Origin of the sequence: Methylovulum psychrotolerans, assembly GCF_002209385.1 — a bacterium.
Classification (GTDB): domain Bacteria; phylum Pseudomonadota; class Gammaproteobacteria; order Methylococcales; family Methylomonadaceae; genus Methylovulum; species Methylovulum psychrotolerans.
On the sequence record NZ_CP022129.1, the window covers coordinates 3158670 to 3177390 of the forward strand.

At 50.7% G+C, this 18721-nt stretch carries 18 protein-coding genes and 1 tRNA gene; 5 read left to right on the forward strand and 14 right to left on the reverse strand.

Translation table 11 applies throughout. The features are described 5' to 3' along the window. The first annotated feature begins 18 nt into the window (after positions 1–18). Positions 19–807, forward strand: a complete 789-nt coding sequence (locus CEK71_RS14360; RefSeq protein WP_157679276.1) for a hypothetical protein — start codon at positions 19–21, stop codon at positions 805–807. Between the two features lie 202 nt (positions 808–1009). Next, complete coding sequence (locus tag CEK71_RS14365; protein ID WP_198328254.1) at positions 1010–2023, forward strand: tryptophan--tRNA ligase; 1014 nt, start codon at positions 1010–1012, stop codon at positions 2021–2023. Between the two features lie 176 nt (positions 2024–2199). On the opposite strand, the gene CEK71_RS14370 is transcribed toward CEK71_RS14365, so the two are convergent. From CEK71_RS14370 to rlmE, 9 genes are all read right to left on the reverse strand, one after another. After that, positions 2200–2496: a transposase family protein gene (locus CEK71_RS14370; RefSeq protein ID WP_232463647.1), complete on the reverse strand. Its 297-nt coding sequence runs from the start codon at positions 2494–2496 to the stop codon at positions 2200–2202. Between the two features lie 60 nt (positions 2497–2556). Beyond that, entirely contained in the window at positions 2557–3594 is a 1038-nt protein-coding gene (locus CEK71_RS14375; protein ID WP_088620029.1) for a CHAT domain-containing protein, read from the reverse strand. A 14-nt stretch (positions 3595–3608) separates the two neighbouring features. Next, entirely contained in the window at positions 3609–3986 is a 378-nt protein-coding gene (locus CEK71_RS14380; RefSeq protein ID WP_088620030.1) for a hypothetical protein, read from the reverse strand. 447 nt (positions 3987–4433) lie between these two features. Continuing rightward, positions 4434–4518 (reverse strand) — tRNA-Leu (locus tag CEK71_RS14385). Between the two features lie 5 nt (positions 4519–4523). Further along, positions 4524–5276 (reverse strand): preprotein translocase subunit SecG, encoded by a 753-nt coding sequence (gene secG, locus CEK71_RS14390; protein WP_088620031.1) that lies wholly within the window; start codon positions 5274–5276, stop codon positions 4524–4526. Between the two features lie 16 nt (positions 5277–5292). Further along, the gene (tpiA, locus tag CEK71_RS14395) at positions 5293–6039 is read right to left on the reverse strand and encodes a triose-phosphate isomerase (RefSeq protein WP_088620032.1); all 747 of its coding nucleotides are present in this window, start codon (positions 6037–6039) and stop codon (positions 5293–5295) included. 54 nt (positions 6040–6093) lie between these two features. After that, a complete protein-coding gene (gene glmM / locus CEK71_RS14400; RefSeq protein ID WP_088620033.1) occupies positions 6094–7437 on the reverse strand; it encodes a phosphoglucosamine mutase in 1344 nt (447 codons plus the stop codon). 134 nt (positions 7438–7571) lie between these two features. Next, a complete protein-coding gene (gene ftsH / locus CEK71_RS14405) occupies positions 7572–9473 on the reverse strand; it encodes an ATP-dependent zinc metalloprotease FtsH (RefSeq protein ID WP_088621634.1) in 1902 nt (633 codons plus the stop codon). Between the two features lie 137 nt (positions 9474–9610). Beyond that, positions 9611–10228 carry a 23S rRNA (uridine(2552)-2'-O)-methyltransferase RlmE gene (gene rlmE / locus CEK71_RS14410; protein WP_088620034.1) on the reverse strand — a complete coding sequence of 206 codons (618 nt, stop codon included), beginning with the start codon at positions 10226–10228 and terminating at the stop codon, positions 9611–9613. A 50-nt stretch (positions 10229–10278) separates the two neighbouring features. Between rlmE and yhbY the strand changes: the two genes are divergently transcribed. Then, complete coding sequence (gene yhbY, locus CEK71_RS14415) at positions 10279–10545, forward strand: ribosome assembly RNA-binding protein YhbY (RefSeq protein WP_088620035.1); 267 nt, start codon at positions 10279–10281, stop codon at positions 10543–10545. A gap of 157 nt (positions 10546–10702) precedes the next feature. Here the strand turns inward: yhbY and greA are convergent, their stop codons facing one another. From greA to carA, 5 genes are all read right to left on the reverse strand, one after another. Continuing rightward, positions 10703–11179, reverse strand: a complete 477-nt coding sequence (greA, locus tag CEK71_RS14420) for a transcription elongation factor GreA (RefSeq protein ID WP_088620036.1) — start codon at positions 11177–11179, stop codon at positions 10703–10705. A gap of 57 nt (positions 11180–11236) precedes the next feature. Continuing rightward, on the reverse strand, positions 11237–14455 hold the full coding sequence (gene carB / locus CEK71_RS14425; RefSeq protein WP_088620037.1) for a carbamoyl-phosphate synthase large subunit: 3219 nt from the start codon (positions 14453–14455) through the stop codon (positions 11237–11239). Between the two features lie 45 nt (positions 14456–14500). Continuing rightward, positions 14501–14875 (reverse strand): type II toxin-antitoxin system VapC family toxin, encoded by a 375-nt coding sequence (locus CEK71_RS14430; RefSeq protein WP_088620038.1) that lies wholly within the window; start codon positions 14873–14875, stop codon positions 14501–14503. Beyond that, on the reverse strand, positions 14872–15105 hold the full coding sequence (locus CEK71_RS14435) for a hypothetical protein (RefSeq protein ID WP_088620039.1): 234 nt from the start codon (positions 15103–15105) through the stop codon (positions 14872–14874). The genes CEK71_RS14430 and CEK71_RS14435 overlap by 4 nt, the downstream gene beginning before the upstream one ends. Positions 15106–15419: 314 nt before the next feature. Next, positions 15420–16544, reverse strand: coding sequence for a glutamine-hydrolyzing carbamoyl-phosphate synthase small subunit (gene carA, locus CEK71_RS14440; protein WP_088620040.1), 1125 nt, complete (start codon positions 16542–16544; stop codon positions 15420–15422). Between the two features lie 272 nt (positions 16545–16816). Between carA and mtnA the strand changes: the two genes are divergently transcribed. Both mtnA and cysZ read left to right on the forward strand, forming a co-directional pair. After that, on the forward strand, positions 16817–17842 hold the full coding sequence (mtnA, locus tag CEK71_RS14445) for an S-methyl-5-thioribose-1-phosphate isomerase (RefSeq protein WP_088620041.1): 1026 nt from the start codon (positions 16817–16819) through the stop codon (positions 17840–17842). Continuing rightward, entirely contained in the window at positions 17839–18561 is a 723-nt protein-coding gene (gene cysZ, locus CEK71_RS14450) for a sulfate transporter CysZ (RefSeq protein ID WP_088620042.1), read from the forward strand. Before mtnA ends, cysZ begins: the two co-directional genes overlap by 4 nt. Positions 18562–18721 lie beyond the last annotated feature (160 nt).

Sequence of the window (18721 nt, forward strand, 5' to 3'; positions counted from 1 at the left end):
CCGTGGCGGGATAACCGTATGAACATACTGGATGAATTAAGACAGAAAGCCGAAGAAAAAAAACGGGCGCTGCACGAGCATAAAACCCAGGAAGCCCAGCATGAAAAAACTTATCAAAAAATATTATTGCCCAAAATGCAATTTTTGTTTGATAGCTTCCAGGAATTGATCGAGTATCTCAATTTTCTCGAAGAACCGGTGCTGGTACCGCATTATTCTCCTAAATACCCGCATTTTGGCACTTTGTTTCAAAGAAACTACAAAATCAATACGGATGGGCGTATGGGCATGGCCGATTATAATCGGCTCATGCAAATTAATGTCCGTTTCCTGTGCGAAGCAGAAGGCAGTTTTAGCTATACCTTAAACGGCAAATCCCTCATTGATAAAGAACATGCTTTCTTATTTGATAGGGGCTTACGTTTCCAACAAAAAAATAGGGGCATGGACGGGGCTTTATTTATTGTCGAGCGGAAAATTCCAGTGCATTTCCGGATCATGGTCGACTATAAAAAAGCCGTATTAAAAGTAGGTATTTTTAACCATGAAAACTTCCAAGTTTTTCAAAAAACCTTTATGCCGGAACAATTGGACGACTGCTTCTTAGATACTTTGCTCGGCTATTTTATGCGCCGCGACAACCGCTTTATCCATCCTGACATTTCCGCCCAAGATAGGGCCGCCATCTTGGACTATATCGCCCCTTTCCACAATGGCGGAGACGGAGACGGCGAAGCCATGCTTGCCGAACCCACCCCCAAAATTGCCGACCCGATCAAAAACCTGTTCAGTAAATTCCAACGCTAAACGCACGGTACCGCAAGTGTTTCAGGCATCACGGTACCGCCACCCTTTTCATTGCTAGCCCTAGTAAGCTTGCCAAACCAGCGCTAACCATGACTTTTTAGGCATTTTTCTTGGCAGAGCGTAACATCAGACTGTAACTTGCACGAAATTTAGGTAAGATTGTCGTCCACATTAACCCCATCGAACGACTGAGTCACAGATAATGAAGAAAGCCATTGTTTTAACAGGTATCACCACTACCGGCACCCCGCACTTGGGCAACTATGTCGGCGCAATACGCCCGGCCATTGCCGCCAGCAAAAACGCCGATGTCCTGCCGTTTTATTTTTTAGCCGATTACCACGCGCTGATTAAATGCCAAGAGCCGGAACGGGTCAGACAATCCAGCCTAGAAATTGCCGCCACTTGGCTGGCCTTAGGCTTGGATACCTCTAACGCGGTATTTTACCGCCAGTCGGATGTGCCGGAAATATTGGAACTATCATGGCTGCTGACTTGCGTCGCCTCCAAAGGCTTGATGAACCGCGCCCACGCCTACAAAGCGGCAGTGGCCGATAACGAGCAAAGCGGCGAACACGACCCCGACAAAGGCATCACCATGGGGCTGTTCAGCTACCCGATTTTAATGGCCGCCGACATATTGCTGTTCAACGCCAATAAAGTCCCGGTCGGTAAAGACCAAATCCAACACATCGAAATGGCCCGCGATATGGCGGCGCGTTTCAACCATATCTATGGCGAACATTTCATCCTGCCGGAAGCCTTGCTGGAAGAACACGGCGCGACCTTGTCCGGTTTGGACGGGCGTAAAATGAGCAAAAGCTACAACAACACTATCCCGCTGTTCGAGCCGGAAAAAAAGTTACGCAAACTCATTAACAAAATCAAAACCAACTCGCTGGAACCGGGCGAACCCAAAGACCCCGAAGGCTGCACCCTGTTCAGCATTTACCAAGCCTTTGCGACCCCGCACGAAGTTACCCACATCCGCCAACGCTATGCCGAGGGCATCTCTTGGGGTGAAATGAAACAAGTGCTGTTTGAACATATCAACAACCATATTACCCCGGCGCGTGAGCGATACGAAGCCCTGCTCCAAGCCCCTGAGCATATCGAAGAACAGTTACAGGAAGGGGCGCAAAAAGCCCGCGACATCAGCGTTCCCTTTATGCAAAAACTGCGTAAGGCGGTGGGGATTAGCCGAATCTCCTCATAAAAAACAGCAAGAATTAACTCTGCCATTCCCTAAGCGAAGCCAAAAAACCGTTCCCTAAGCGAAGCCGAAGGGAACGCCCCCTCCTGTACGAAAGGTATCGACAACCCCAAGTACACCCTAATACACCCTAAATATATAGGGCCATCTGCAATTACATCATTCATTAGACATCTTTCCTAAATGTTGCCATATCTCAGGTTAACCAGTGCGGCCACCAGGCTCCATGTCAGGGAGTAGTTTTTGTGTTTGCCCCGGTAAACGTCCTTGACGATCCTGAAAATCTTGCAGCGGCGGTTGACATGCTCAATGAAAACCCGCTGTTTTGAAAGGGCTTTGTTATGGGCTTTGTCCTCCGCAGAAAGCGGTTTGCCTTTTTGTTTCTTGATGGGCAATACCGAATTTTGGTGGATGGCCAGCTTGACGGCTGACTCTCTAAATTCGGCGCTATAGGTTTTGGCTTTTTCTTGGCTCATAGTAGGATCACACTCTTTTCAGGATATTTTAAATTGTGTGTCCGGTTTAGTGTAGCCACATCAGACCAGCGGGGTAAGCGGGGTGTGGTCGCCGTATAAGCGCAATAAATGCCATTGCGGCTGATAAAAGGGGTTAATTTGCATCAGGCTTTGCTCGTGCCGATACAAGGCATGGCGGGTATAACACACCGCCCGCTCCAGCCCGCTACCGTCCGCCAAGCGTTGATACAATGCTTCCGCCGCCAAGCTGGCGATGGCATCGTTAACAGGCTGCGCCCAGCCTAACACCGCTGGCACCCCCGCATCGACCAAGGCGGCGCATAAGCTCGGTAACGCCAATTCGCTGGCTTGGGCGGTTTTGCAACCGGACAAAAACAGCAAGCGCGGAAACCGACCCTGCTCATTAAACATTTCCGCAATAGCCGCCGCATCGGTCGCTTGCTTTCGCCCTAACTCGTCTTCTAATAAGAACACGGGTACGCCGTCGACAATATCGGCATGGCCTGTGATATGGATAACATCAAACAGGTCATCCGCCGCCCCATAGCTGAGCCGCTCGCTTAAGCCGCTTAAAGAGCCGCTCTCTTCCACCACCAATTCGATGTTACTCTTGCGGGTCGCGTCTAAAATCCGGCCTTCTTCCTGCTCAAATTGCAGCACGGGCAGGACATTCTGCGGCGAGCTGGCCATAAACAGCAAGCGCAAGGGGCGGTTTTTCGCTTCGGCAGCTTTATGGGTGGTAGCCACTTGCCGTAAGGGGGTAAAGGCGTGGATTTGGTCAGCGCATAAAAACCGCCCGTTATGCAACAGCTCCCACGCCAACTCACCCAGCGGATGCAGGGTGTCGATAGCCAGTACCGTATCTTTGCTATAGGCCTGTAAAACCCCTTCCGCACCATCCAACCAAGCAAACAGCTCCTTACCCAGTTGCTCTAAACCTAAGCCCCTGTGGTAATGCGCTTGGCTACGCGCGATAAAGCCGTCCAATTCGCTAGCGGACAGTTCGCGGGTCTGCGGGGTGGGGTTGCCGTCGGTAAAAAACCGCAATTGGTAGCGGTCGGTGTTGGGCTTAAAGACCGTTATGCGCAAGCTCTGCATTGGGCATCCTATCCTTAGCGGTTTTGGGAATGGAGGTCTTTGAGCATTTTTTCGATATGCCCCGCCGAACCGGACATTTCCACTGTGCGGTTCTTTTCAGTGATTTTGACTTCGACTTGTTGGTTAGACAAATTCTCTAAAGCCTTCGCTATTCGAGTAATAGCCCCACCCTCACTCATGCCGACAGTTACCGCCCCACCTGTCCCTAAGGCGACAACCAACACCGTCACCATCGACATCTTGGCAGAACCACCCGCCCTTTGCGCGACAGGTTCCGGCGCAGCAAGCACTTCAATAGTGTATAGCTCTTCCAGTTGATAACGGGCAAAAGCCTTCTGCACCAAAGCAACCGCCTCAGCTTCGCCAGATGGACAGGTTAAGTAGATTTGCATGGTCAAACCCTTCAAGTGATTGGTGGCACTTATCTTAAAGTAAGACGGGCTTGCTGGCTAGGTAATAATAGCCAAACATAAAAATTCTGACGACGAAGAAAATAGTGCGGACTACAAATTTTCGCCTGTACGACGGGGAAGCCATTTGCTCCCTCCCCTGCCAAGGGGAGGGCTGGGGTGGGGTTTAACACGCTGAGATGCAATGGAACGCCTACTTAATTTAATGGTATAGCTTGCTGTTGCAGCTTATCGTTGCACAAGAGTCATCGTGCAATGGCTAAAGACCATTGCACTCCGGTTGGTGCAGACTATCTTCGGCGCAGAACGCAAAAGGCTTTGTCGATAACCCATGACCAATACCCCCAAACCCCCCAGCCAATAAAAAAACCCGCGAAGCCTTACGGCTTGCGGGTTCTTGTATTGCTTGGGCTGATTAAAACCCCTATTTGGTACCGATGGCCGGACTCGAACCGGCACAACTTGCGTCACCACCCCCTCAAGATGGCGTGTCTACCAATTTCACCACATCGGCTTTAACTATTTTTTCTCTGCTTCTTTTTTGGCTTTGGCAGCGGCGGCAGCTTTTTTCTTGTCTTCTTTTGCTTTCGCGGCGGCTTCTTTTTTTGCTTTGGCAATGGCCTTTTTGTCGGCTGGTTTTTGCTCAGCTTCGGCAGGTTTGGCTTCTTCGGCTTTCGGCACTACCACAGGCTTAACGGCTTCAACTTCTGGAACCTTAGTTTCTTCCAGTGGCTTAGCGGCTTCAGTAGAACCTTCGGGCGCTTTAACTTCTTCTTGCACCACAGGGGCGGCGGCATCTGGCAATGGTTTAACCTCAGCACCACTTGGGGTCGCTTCACCTGTCACGGGAGCGGCCTCAGGTTGGGCGGCTACAGGCGGCTGCACCTGTTCAGGCTGGACAACAGGCGGGTTGCTCAAGGCATTTTCCACCGCTTTGTTAATATCCGCAGCAGGGGCTGGCGGGGTATTAATGTCTGCTGGCGGAATACCGATAGGGTCTTTTTTAGCGGCTTCCGAACTCATCAGGTCGTAAGCGGCGCCTTGCCGTCCGTTTAATACCGCCAAGCCTAAGCTGGTCAGGAAAAATAAGGTCGCTAAGGTTGCTGTGGTTCTTGATAAGAACGACCCTGCCCCTTGCGCCCCAAAGACCGAGCCTGATGAACCGGAGCCAAATGAAGCCCCGGCATCAGCACCTTTGCCTTGCTGGATCATGATCAGGCCAATTATGCCCAGACCCAGCAACACATGAATTACTATAATGATTTGATACATGAAAGTTTAAACTACTCTACACTGAATGGTAAATCTTTAAGAAGGATTCCGCATCCAAGGAAGCCCCACCGATTAAGCCGCCATCAATATCCGGCATGGCAAACAGGCCTTTGGCGTTATCAGGTTTCGCACTGCCACCGTATAATATTTGTATTTTTTCGGCAATGGTCTGATCTTTTGCGGCGATGTATTGACGGATATGCTGATGGACTTCTTGCGCCTGTTCATCACTGGCGGTTTTGCCTGTGCCTATGGCCCATACTGGCTCATAAGCGATGACGGCGTTGTTAAACGCGGCAATGCCAGCCAACTCAATAACGGCATCAAGCTGTCCGTCAACGACAGCAAACGTTTGTTCTTGTTCGCGTTGTTCCAAGGTTTCACCAATGCACAAAACGGGGATGATGTTTTGGCTTTGGGCTTGGCAGAAACGGGCGGCGACTGATGCGTCGGTGTCGCCATAGTAGCTGCGCCGTTCGGAATGGCCGACTAACGCGTATTGGCAACCGAATTCGGCCAACATGGCGGCGGACACTTCACCTGTATAGGCACCGGAAGCTTTGTCGGCGACATTTTGTGCACCTAAAGCCAAGCGGCTACCGTTGATAATTTCGCCGATACTAGGTAAATAAACGTAAGGGGCGCAAACGGCAATCCCTGCGGTATTGTCGCCTAAGCCAGCCATAATACCCTGTGCAAGCAATTCAACACTAGCACGAGTCCCATTCATTTTCCAATTACCGATAACCAGTGACTGACGCATCATTACCTCCACATAGAATAAAGCCGCCTATGATATAGGCTAACAGGATTGAGTTCAAGTGCCGATTGCACTCTGTACCGCTTCGGCAAGCTGTTGGGCATAATTATTGACCTTTTCTTCATGCTCGCCCTCAACCATGACACGAATTAACGGCTCTGTTCCTGAGGCCCTAAGCAATACCCTGCCCGTGTCACCCAAGGCTTTTTCAACGGCTTTGACTGCCTGTTGTATGCCTTCGTGCCGGTCGATATCCACTTTGTGTGCCGTTCTCAGGTTAATAAGAACTTGCGGATATTTTTGCATGGCCGATTTCAGTTCATGCAGGGATTTGCCGCTGTATTGCATTTCCGCCAACACTTGCAGGGCGGCGATAATGCCGTCACCCGTGGTGGTTTTGTCTAAACAAATGATATGGCCGGAGTTTTCGCCACCTAAGATGCCGTTGTGGGCTTCCAGCATTTCCATGACATAGCGGTCGCCGACTTTGGCTCTCAGCAGCGTAATGCCCAGTTTTTTTAGGGCGTGTTCCATGCCAAGATTGGTCATTAAGGTTCCGACCACGGGCCCGGCCATTTGTCCGGCGGCTTGCCTGGAGCGGGCGATAATGTAAATCAACTCGTCACCGTCAACAATTTCGCCTTTGTGGTCGACCATAATCAAACGGTCGCCATCGCCATCTAAGGCAATGCCCAAATCGGCTTGGTTTGCCAACACGGCGGCGGCCAAGGTGGCCGGATGGGTCGCACCGCAATGGTCATTAATATTCAGGCCGTTCGGTTGGATACCGATAGCAATGACTTCCGCGCCGATTTCGCTGAACACATGCGGGGCGATATGGTAAGTCGCACCGTGGGCGCAATCGACGACGATTTTCATCTGCGCAAAATCCAGGCGGGTCGGAATGCTGGCTTTGCAGTATTCGATATAGCGTCCGGCGGCATCTTCTAAGCGTTTGGCCTTACCTAGTTGCGCCGATTCGACGGTGGTCATGGGCATGTCCATATAACGCTCGATTTCGCATTCGATGTCATCAGGCAATTTACAGCCTTGTACCGAGAAGAATTTCACGCCATTGTCGTAGTAAGGGTTGTGCGAGGCGCTAATGACAATGCCCGCTTTGGCGCGTAGGGTTCGGGTCAGATAGGCGATGCCTGGGGTCGGCATGGGGCCTAACAAACGTGTACCGACTCCGGCAGCGGTCAGCCCCGCTTCCAATGCCGACTCGAACATATAACCGGAAATGCGGGTATCTTTACCCACCAGCACAAAATCTTGCTGGTCATTGGCAAACACCTGCCCAGCAGCCCAACCGAGCTTTAACAGAAAATCGGCGGTTATGGGCGCTTCGCCAACCTTGCCCCTGATACCATCCGTACCGAAATACTTTTTTGTCGCCATAGTGTCTGCTCCCTTTTTGTTATTTTTTGTTATTTTAAGCTTCATCTCGGAAAAATTAGCTAAAAAAAAGGAGAGGTTTTCAGCCTCCCCTTTTTATCTGCGAATTTTATCGATTTTAGCGATTTTATCAATAATTAACTTTGTTCAGCCGGATTAGCGATAATGTTGCCTTCTTTCAGGTCATCAATCTTAACGCCACCGCGCGGCGGCGTATCTTGCCAGCCTTGCGGGTCACGCACCGGGCGACGCGCCATCAAATCTTCGATTTGGTCTTTATCAATGGTTTCATACTTCATCAAAGCAGCCGCCATCGCATGAAGAATATCTAAGTTTTCTTTGATAAGCCGTTCGGCACGTTCGTAGTTACGGTCAATAAAAGAGCGTATCTCTTCGTCAATGGTATGCGAAGTTTCTTCGGCAACGGTTTTATGTTGGGTTACGGAACGGCCCAAAAATACTTCGCCTTCTTCTTCGCTATAAGCCAAAGGCCCTAAGCGTTGTGACAAGCCCCATTTAGTGACCATATTCCGTGCCAATTCGGTGGCGCGTTCAATGTCGTTAGAAGCCCCCGTGCTGACCTGCTCCCAACCAAAAACAATCTCTTCGGCAATACGTCCGCCGTATAAGCTGGAGATCATGCTGTCCAATTTTTGTTTGCTGGCGCTGTATTGGTCTTTTTCGGGTAAGAACATGGTCACACCCAAGGCGCGGCCTCTGGGCATGATGCTGACCTTATAGACCGGATCATGTTCAGGCACTAACTTGCCGACGATGGCGTGGCCCGCCTCATGGTAGGCGGTCATTTTCTTTTCTTTGTCGCCCATGACCATCGTGTGCCGTTCCGCACCCATAATCAGCTTGTCCTTGGCTTTTTCCAGATCAAACATACTGACGACGCGCTTGTTCATCCGCGCCGCAAATAACGCCGCCTCGTTGACCAAATTGGCCAGATCGGCGCCGGAAAAGCCCGGCGTACCTTGGGCGATGTATTTGACTTCAACATCGTCGGCCGCAGGCACTTTTTTCATGTGGACATTAAGGATTTGCTCACGGCCACGGACATCGGGCAAGCCGACCGTCACTTGACGGTCAAAACGGCCCGGACGCAACAAGGCCTTATCCAACACGTCAGGACGGTTGGTGGCGGCGATGACGATAATGCCTTCGTTGCCTTCAAAACCGTCCATTTCCACCAGCAATTGGTTTAAGGTTTGTTCGCGCTCATCGTTGCCGCCACCCAAACCCGCGCCGCGTTGACGGCCTACAGCATCAATTTCGTCGATAAAGATAATACAAGGCGCGTGTTTTTTCGCTTGCTCAAACATGTCGCGCACCCTAGAGGCACCGACACCGACAAACATTTCCACGAAATCAGAACCGGAAATGGTGAAAAACGGCACTTTCGCTTCGCCTGCAATGGCCCGAGCCAACAGGGTTTTACCTGTACCCGGAGGGCCTATCATCAATGCGCCTCTAGGAATTTTACCGCCTAAACGCTGATATTTGGCAGGGTCTTTCAGGAAATCAACCATTTCCTCCACTTCTTCTTTCGCTTCGTCACAACCTGCGACATCGGAAAAAGTGACTTTGATTTGGTCTTCTTCGAGCATCCGCGCTTTGCTTCTGCCAAAGCTCATCGCCCCACGGCCAGCGGCGCCGCCGCCCTGCATTTGCCGCATAAAGAATACCCAGATGCCAATCAGCAACAGCATAGGGCCAAAGGACATCAGCAAATTCATCAGCAAGGAAGGCTGTTCGGGTGGCACGGCCTTAATTTCCACGCCGTTCGCCAACAAATCATCAACCAAATGAATATCAGAAGGCGCGTAGGTTTTAAACACCTGCCCACCCTGCATTTTGCCCTTGATGACATGCTCGTCTATCATCACTTGCTGGACTTGGCCTGCCTTTACCGACTCAATAAATTGAGAATAGGACAGCGCCGAATCGGCCCTCTCGCTTTGAGAGCCAAAATTATTAAACAGGGACATCAGCACAACGGCAATGACGACCCACAAGACTACATTTTTTATCATATCGTTCACAAACACGCCCTAGGCTTGAACCGCTCGGTTTAAAACATTTATTAAATTATATCAGGACTTATCGTCCAGACTGTGGTTATTTGTAGGCGGACAACACTTGATAGCATAGATCTATGGGCTACCAAAGATTATTTAAAGCCTTTCGCCAAAATATAAACTTCATTACTGCGCGGCCTTGAGGCTTTCGGCTTACGGATGACGACCTTAGCAAAAGCCTGTTGCACTTCCCGATGGAACGCCTCAAAACCTTCCCCCTGAAATAACTTGACTAAAAAACTGCCGTTCTTCGCCAATACGGTTCTTGCCGTATCCAAAGCCAGTTCCCCCAAATAAATGGCGCGGGGCTGGTCTATGCTGTTATTGCCGCTCATATTCGGGGCCATATCCGACATAACCAAATGGATGGGGGCATCATCCAGCACCCTGTACAGTTCCGCCAGCACTGCCTCTTCGCGGAAATCGCCCTGAATAAAATCAACACCTTCCAATGGCTCCATCGGCAAAATATCCAATGCCACCAAGCGGTTATTTTTACCGATTAAGGGCTTGGCAAACTGTGACCAGCCACCTGGCGCCGCCCCTAAGTCGATCACGTTCATGCCCGGCTTAATCAGCTGGTCTTTGTCTTGGATCTCACTCAATTTGAATACCGCCCGCGAACGGTAGCCCTGCGCTTGCGCCATTCTGACGTATTCATCATCAAAATGTTCCTGCATCCAACGGTTACTGCTTTTAGTTCGTGCCATAGGCCTTGTGTTTTAGTGTAAAATAAGCTTTTGATTTTCAGGAATAGAGAGTGAACTCTGTAGATAAGAAACAATTACGCGCCAATGCCCATACCCTAAAACCCGTAGTGATGATTGGCCAGTCAGGTTTGACCGATGCCGTCCTTGCGGAAATTGAACTGGCATTGGACAGCCACGAGCTGATTAAGGTCAAAATACGCGCGGAACGCGATGAACGCAAGTTGATTAGCGAAAAAATTTGCGGTGCGACGGGTGCTGAGCTGATTCAGGCGATAGGCCAGATTGCGGTGCTATACCGATTGAACCCCAAGAAATAATAGTTTGGTACGGGGATAAGGCTTTGCCGATGGTGCGGAGCGTTTTACGTCCGACCGTGCGGTGGAGGTTAACAACCCCACCGCGTACACGGCCCCACCGTCTGGTCGGGCCGTCTATAGGCGTTAAATAGCTTTTAGAATAACCAGTTACACTGTATCAGATATATTCGACCGAGAGTATTTCATACTCGACATTGCCCGCCGGTGCCTTAACCGTCACCACATCACCGACTTCTTTGCCGATTAAGGCACGCGCAATGGGCGAGCCGATAGAAATGCGGCCATCTTTAATGCTGGCCTCATCTTCGCCAACAATTTGGTAAACCACGCGCTTTTCCAAATCCACATCTTCTATTTCCACCGTCGCGCCAAACACGACCTTGCCGTTGGCATCGAGTTTAGTGACATCAATCACTTGGGCGTTGGACAACTTGCCTTCAATTTCGCCAATCCGGCCTTCAGCAAAGCTTTGTTGCTCGCGGGCGGCATGATATTCGGCGTTTTCTTTTAAGTCGCCGTGAGCGCGGGCTGTCGCTATTGAAGCAATAATGCGTGGTCTGACCACGGTCTTTAATTCTTCCAATTCGGCGCGTAATTTTTCCGCGCCTTTTACCGTCAGAGGTACTTTACTCATTTTTCAAAAACTCCAATTTATTGGTTTTGTCTTGGTTTTTTATTATCAAGCCCAAGATCACTTTAAACTTTTATGCAAGTCCTGCAAACACGACACATCACCCGCATCCAGCTCGCCTAAAGCAAAACAGGCGGCCCGTGCCCCGGCCATAGTCGTGTAATAAGGCACCCGGTTCTGCAAAGCGGCGCGGCGCATGGTGAAGGAATCGGAAATAGCCTTTGTGCCGATAGTGGTATTGATGATCAGTTGGATTTGACCATTTTTAATCATATCAACCGTATTAGGTCGGCCTTCATTGACCTTATAGACCAGTTCGCAAGGGATGCCTTTTTCCTTAAGATACTTAGCCGTACCGCCCGTGGCGACAATTTCGTACTTTTTATCGACCAACATGCGGGCGATTTCCGGGGCTTTCGCCTTATCGCCGTCGCGGATACTGATCAACACCTTACCGCTGGCATTCAGATTGACACCTGCCGCCCGTTGCGATTTGGCAAAAGCTTCGCCGAAGGTTTTACCCACGCCCATAACTTCGCCCGTCGATTTCATTTCCGGTCCTAATAATGGGTCGACACCAGGGAATTTCACGAACGGGAACACCGCTTCCTTAACGGAATAATAATCGGGGATACGCTCTTCGGTCACACCTTGCTGTGCCAAGGTTTGACCTACCATTACCCGCGCGGCGATTTTCGCCAACGCATAACCGGTGGCTTTGGAGACAAAAGGCGCAGTCCTGGAGGCTCTAGGATTCACTTCCAGCACATAAATGTCTTCGCCCTGAATCGCAAACTGGGTGTTCATCAAACCGCGCACCCCCAAAGCCTCAGCCATTCTGGCCACTTGTTCGCGCAATTGGTCTTGCAGATGCGCCGGCAAATCATAAGGCGGCAACGAACAGGCCGAGTCACCGGAATGCACCCCGGCTTGCTCGATATGCTCCATCAAACCGCCAATTAGGACGCGCTCGCCGTCATAAATGGCATCCACGTCCATTTCTACGGCATCATCTAGGAAGCGGTCAAGTAAGACGGGCGAGTCGTTAGAGACACTCACCGCTTCTTTCATATAGCGTTGCAAACCTTCTTCGTTGACGACGATTTCCATCGCCCGGCCACCTAACACATAAGAGGGGCGCACCACCAACGGATAACCCAGTTCCTTTGCGGCACTGATGGCCTGATCGACCGAACGCGCGGTGGCATTCGGCGGCTGCCTCAAATTTAACCGCTCCAGCAATTTCTGGAACCGCTCGCGGTCTTCCGCCAAGTCTATCGAGTCGGGCGAGGTACCGATAATCGGCACTCCCGCCGCTTCTAAGGCGCGGGCCAATTTCAGCGGGGTTTGGCCACCGTATTGGACAATCACGCCCTTAGGCTGTTCCAGATGGACAATCTCCAAGACATCTTCCAAGGTCAACGGCTCAAAATACAAGCGGTCAGAGGTGTCAAAATCGGTGGAGACCGTTTCCGGGTTGCAGTTAATCATAATGGTTTCGTAACCATCTTCCCGCAAAGCTAAAGCCGCATGGACACAGCAATAGTCAAACTCGATGCCTTGGCCGATACGGTTAGGGCCGCCGCCGAGAATAATAATCTTTTCCCGGTCGGATACCCGCGCTTCGCACTCTTCTTCATAGGTTGAGAACAAGTACGCGGTATCGGAGGCAAACTCCGCTGCGCAGGAGTCAATACGCTTATAGACTGGCCGGATGTTTTGCTTGTGGCGGGTATTGCGCACTTCAGTTTCTGAGGTGCCCAACAGCTTCGCCAACCGCACATCGGAAAAGCCTTTGCGTTTGAGCTTATATAACTCGCCTGTTTTCAGCGTTGACAAGGTTTTGGTCGCCAAGGCCTTTTCAGACAGCACCAAATCTTCCAGTTGCGCCAAAAACCACGGGTCGATTTTACAAACATCATGGATTTCGGTCAGGCTCATGCCGATACGGAAAGCATCGGCCACATAACGCAAACGGTCAGGGCCGGGGTGGCGCATTTCCCTGTGGATTTTATCCAAGGCTTCATCGGCATTCAAATCAATAATTTCATCCAAACCGCTGATGCCGATCTCCAAACCGCGCAAGGCTTTTTGCAAAGACTCTTGGAAGGTGCGGCCTATCGCCATCACCTCACCGACCGATTTCATTTGCGTGGTCAGACGGTCATCGGCTTGCGGGAATTTTTCAAAGGTGAAACGCGGCACTTTGGTCACGACATAATCGATGCTCGGCTCAAACGATGCAGGGGTCGCACCGCCAGTAATTTCGTTTTGCAACTCGTCCAAAGTAAAGCCCACCGCCAACTTGGCGGCAACCTTCGCAATCGGGAAGCCCGTGGCTTTGGAAGCCAAGGCCGACGAACGCGACACCCGTGGGTTCATTTCAATGACGATCAAACGGCCATCGACCGGATTAATCGCCACCTGCACGTTAGAGCCGCCCGTATCCACGCCAATCTCACGCAATACTGCCAAAGACACGTTACGCAGGATTTGATATTCTTTGTCAGTTAGCGTTTGCGCAGGGGCAACGGTAATCGAGTCGCCGGTATGCACCCCCATCGGGTCGAAGTTTTCAATCGAGCAAACGATGATGCAATTGTCTTTGCTGTCGCGCACGACTTCCATCTCGTACTCTTTCCAACCCAACACCGATTCTTCAATCAGCAATTCGTTAGTCGGCGACAAGTCCAAGCCACGTTCGCAAATCTCCATGAACTCTTCTTTGTTGTAGGCAATACCGCCGCCACTGCCGCCCATGGTAAAGGACGGACGGATGACTGTCGGATAGCCGACTTCTTTTTGCGCCGCAAAGGCTTCTTCCATGGTATGCGCGGTTTTTGACTTGGCGACCTCAAAACCGATACGCGCCATCGCATCGTTGAACAATTGGCGGTCTTCGGCTTTGTTAATCGCTTCTTTGGTCGCGCCGATCATTTCGACATTGTATTTTGCCAAAACCCCGTGCTTGTCTAAAGCCAAGGCGCAATTGAGCGCGGTCTGCCCGCCCATGGTCGGCAAAATGGCATCGGGACGTTCTTTGGCGATGATTTTTTCCACGGTTTGCCAGTCGATAGGCTCGATATAAATCGCGTCCGCCATATCGGGGTCGGTCATAATCGTCGCGGGATTGGAGTTAACCAAAATCACGCGGTAGCCCTCTTCACGCAACGCTTTACACGCTTGGGTGCCGGAGTAATCGAATTCGCAAGCCTGACCAATAACGATGGGGCCTGCGCCTAATAATAAAATGGATTTTATGTCGGTTCTTTTGGGCATATTTTTGCTTTGTTAATATAATTAATCAGTTAAACCCACCAAGCCCTAACAGTTAACTATGAAGGGGGTTATTACATTTAAATGGGCAATCTCCGCAAAGTCTTTTACATTACGCGTTATGATTGTTGCGTTATAGCACAAGGCTGTTGCGGCTATAATGGCATCACCTAATGACATTTTACGTTGTTGGCGCAGAAGGATTGCCCTATCGATAATGCTGTTATTTATTTCAATTAAATTAATAAATTGAAAACAGCTTACAAAATACTGCCTAGCTTCATCGTTCAATCGATGGAAGCCTAAAACTTCAAGCTGGGTGATTTTTGAAACGGCACTGTCTTGGTCGAAGATAAAGGGACGCAAATAAGCATATTCCGATAGCTGTGAATAAATCAGGATATTACTGTCCAGCAGCCTCATTCGTTTCTAAAGGGTAAATGCCTATCTTGGCGGCTATCATTAAATTCTTGCAAAAAACCATCAAAGTCAGCCATATCGACACCACGCTCAATAATCTGCCGATGATAAGCAAGGCTTTCATTATTATCTTCTTTTTTTAACGTTGAATACCTGATGCCCAACCTCTGTAACAACGGCAACAAAAGCATCTCATCTTCGTTATTTTTGAGTTCTAGGGTTACTTGCAGCATATCTAGCCTCCAAAGTTATTTTTATTGCCTTAAACGCCATGAGAGGCAATTTGCTTTGCTTCAACTCAACTGCTAGCCTTAGGTGGACAATCTAGCTTGATACTTTCAAAAATAGGCTTGACAGATAATAAACAGCGCGTCGCTTTGCATGAAAAAAATGAGTCAACAGGGAAAAATATCAGTTTGAGCAACTCCCTCGAGAAAACGGCCTCATATCCCTTAAGCCTATCCCGTATATTTTGACTCGTTGCAATTGATAATGTATAGCCACCGCACGATGGCCAAAAACACCATTATCCCAGCAAAACACGCATTTAATGCGCAGCCATCATCACCATAAACTCATCAAACAAACCTTCCACATCATGCGGCCCCGGACTCGCTTCGGGATGCCCCTGAAAACTGAAAGCCGGCACGTCCGTCCGCCTGATACCCTGTAAGCTACCGTCGAATAACGAGCGGTGGGTGGCGATCAGGTTATCCGGCAAACTGGCCTCATTAACGGCAAAGCCGTGGTTTTGGCTGCTGATCATGACATGCCCGGTGGCGAGATTCTGTACCGGATGGTTAGCGCCATGGTGGCCGAATTTCATTTTCTCAGTCTTCGCGCCACTGGCTAAAGCCAACAATTGGTGGCCCAAACAAATGCCGAACACCGGAATCTTGGTCGCCAAAATGTCACGGATAGCATCAATAGCATAAGTACAAGGCTCTGGATCGCCCGGACCGTTGGACAAAAATACCCCATCGGGGTTCAGTGCCAACACGTTGGCGGCAGGGGTTTGGGCAGGTACGACCGTGACACGGCAACCGCGCTTAACCAGCAAACGCAAGATATTACGCTTGATGCCAAAATCATAAGCCACGACATGCTTGCCCAGATTTTCACCCGGCAAATGCCCGTCTTGCAACGTCCAAGTGCTTTCTGTCCAGGCGTAACTGTCGGCGGTGGTGACTTCTTTCGCCAAATCCAAGCCTTTTAGGCCCGCAAAGCCAGCAATGGCCGCCGTGGCGGTCGCCACATCAACTTCTTCACCCGCCACTATCGCGCCACGTTGCGCACCTTTGTCGCGTAACAGGCGGGTCAGTTTGCGGGTGTCGATTTCGGCAATCGCCACCACGTTATTGTCCAGCAAATACTGCTGCAAGGTTTTCTCGCTACGCCAGTTACTGGCCAACAACGGCAAATCCCTAATCACCAGGCCACTGGCGAATACGCCCACCGATTCGTCGTCTTCGGCGGTGGTGCCGACATTGCCGATATGCGGATAGGTCAGGGTGACAATTTGCCGGGCGTAAGACGGGTCACTGAGAATTTCCTGATAGCCGGTCATGGCGGTGTTGAACACCACTTCGCCGACCGAACAGCCGTCTGCCCCTACCGAGACACCGCTAAATACCGTACCATCTTCTAACACTAATAAAGCAGACTTAGTCAAACACGTTACCTCAAATATGCAAAACGGGATGAACCCAGAAGGACGCATCCCGTTATCAATAAACGAACTGTAACACTATACAAAATTATGCCGTTTTGGTCATTAACAATTTTGGGTAATCTTAAAAACAGTTAGCTTACCGCACCGCCGCCGACAAAACTTCAGCGGTGATCCGCAAGTCTGTAATAAAATGCCGTTATAGTTTCAGGCCTGTTGCCCTAGATATCCGCAGCGGCCCACGCAACCCTAATTTTTACTGACAATTGCTATCAATGACTAAATTAACCGTACAAGCCCTAGAATGGACAGGCTCCGCCTTAAAAGTGCTGGACCAACGGCAGTTGCCGGACACGATCGCTTATGATGTGTATGATGACGCGGCGGGGGTGCATGATGCCATCGCCTCCATGCGGGTGCGCGGTGCGCCTGCAATAGGCATAGCGGCAGCTTATGGTGTGGTGTTATCGGCCTATCGCCATTATCGGGACACGCCTAATCAATGGCAAGCTAAGGTAGCGGCGGACATGGCGTTTTTGGCGCAATCCCGGCCTACAGCGGTGAACCTGTTCACCGCCTTGGCAACCATGAAAACGGTGCTGGACAAGGTTTCCGAACAGCCGTTGGCGGACTTATTAGCCTGTGCAAAAGCCATCCATGCCGACGATGTTGCGGCAAATCGCCGCATGGGGGAACTTGGCGCAGATTTAATCGGTCATGCTAAAGGCATCCTAACCCACTGCAATACCGGGGCTTTAGCGACAGGCGGTTACGGTACGGCCTTAGGGGTCATCCGCAGTGTCCGGCAACGCCAAGACGTGGCGGTGTTTGCCGGCGAGACCCGGCCTTGGTTACAAGGTGCGCGGCTGACCGTTTGGGAATTGGCGCAAGAAGGCATTCCGGTGACCCTCATCGCCGATTCGGCGGCGGCATGGCTGATGCAATCCGGGGCGGTTGACTGGGTGATCGTCGGCGCCGACCGGATTGCCGCCAATGGCGACACCGCCAACAAAATCGGCACTTATGCCTTGGCGGTGCTGGCACGGCAACATCAAGTCAAGTTTATGGTAGTCGCACCAACGACGACCATAGACTGGAGCATCGCGTCCGGGGCGGCGATTGACATTGAACAACGCCATGCCCGGGAACTGTTGCCCGCCTGTTACCACACGCCCGACTCGTTGGTCACTGCTTGGAATCCGGTCTTTGACGTAACCCCCGCCGAACTGATTACGGCACTGGTCACGGAACGCGGCGTGGTGATGCAGCCCTCGTTAACCACTATGGAAGCCTTGCAATGAGAGTAAGCAAACAAACCAATAACCCGCTGGCGGCGACCCGCTATTTTTTCCAAGGTGTCGGCCTGCTGATGCGGCCTGAGTTACGGCCTTTTTTGCTCATGCCCTTGCTGATCAATTTTCTCATCTACGCCGTGGCCTTGGTATTGGGCTACCACTACATGGACGAATTGATCCGGCACTTTATCCCCGCGTGGCTCAATTGGCTAAGCTGGGTGTTATGGCCGTTATTTTTCATCTGTTTTTTTATTGCCGGGTTCTTTACCTTTACGGTGGTGGCAAATATATTAGCCGCGCCTTTTTACGGTAAGCTGGCGGCTAAGACCTTAGCGCTGGTGAGCGGCAACAATGCTGTTACGGTAGCGGAACTGCCCGTCGCCAAGGTGATGGCGGCCGAACTGAAACGGGTGCTATACCTAGCGACCCGCGCCCTGCCCTTGCTGGTGCTGTTTTTAATCCCAGGCCTTAATGTCATCGCTCCCTTTTTATGGGCATTATTTGGCGCGTGGGGCATGGCCTTGGAATATATGGCCTTTCCGCTAGAAAATGCCGGTTTCTTGTTTCCTGAGCAAAAACAACTGGCTAAAGATATGCGCTTAGGCTCTTTAAGCTTTGGCGGCATCACTATGATGGGGCTGACTTTGCCAGTCGTGAATGTCCTCGTCGCTCCAGCGGCAGTTATTGGTGCAACCCTTTATATTAAAGCGGTGCAAGAACAGTAACGGGCAGGCTTGAATTGGCAGGCGATTAGGCTATATTGCCGTAAAGTGCTCTAAAAATTGGCAACAGTGATGAAATTAATCTTTTGGCGGCCTGAGGTAAAGTGGGTGGTGCAACGCACAAAAGCCAGCCTTCCCTAAAGCAACTTAAACCAGTGCAGTG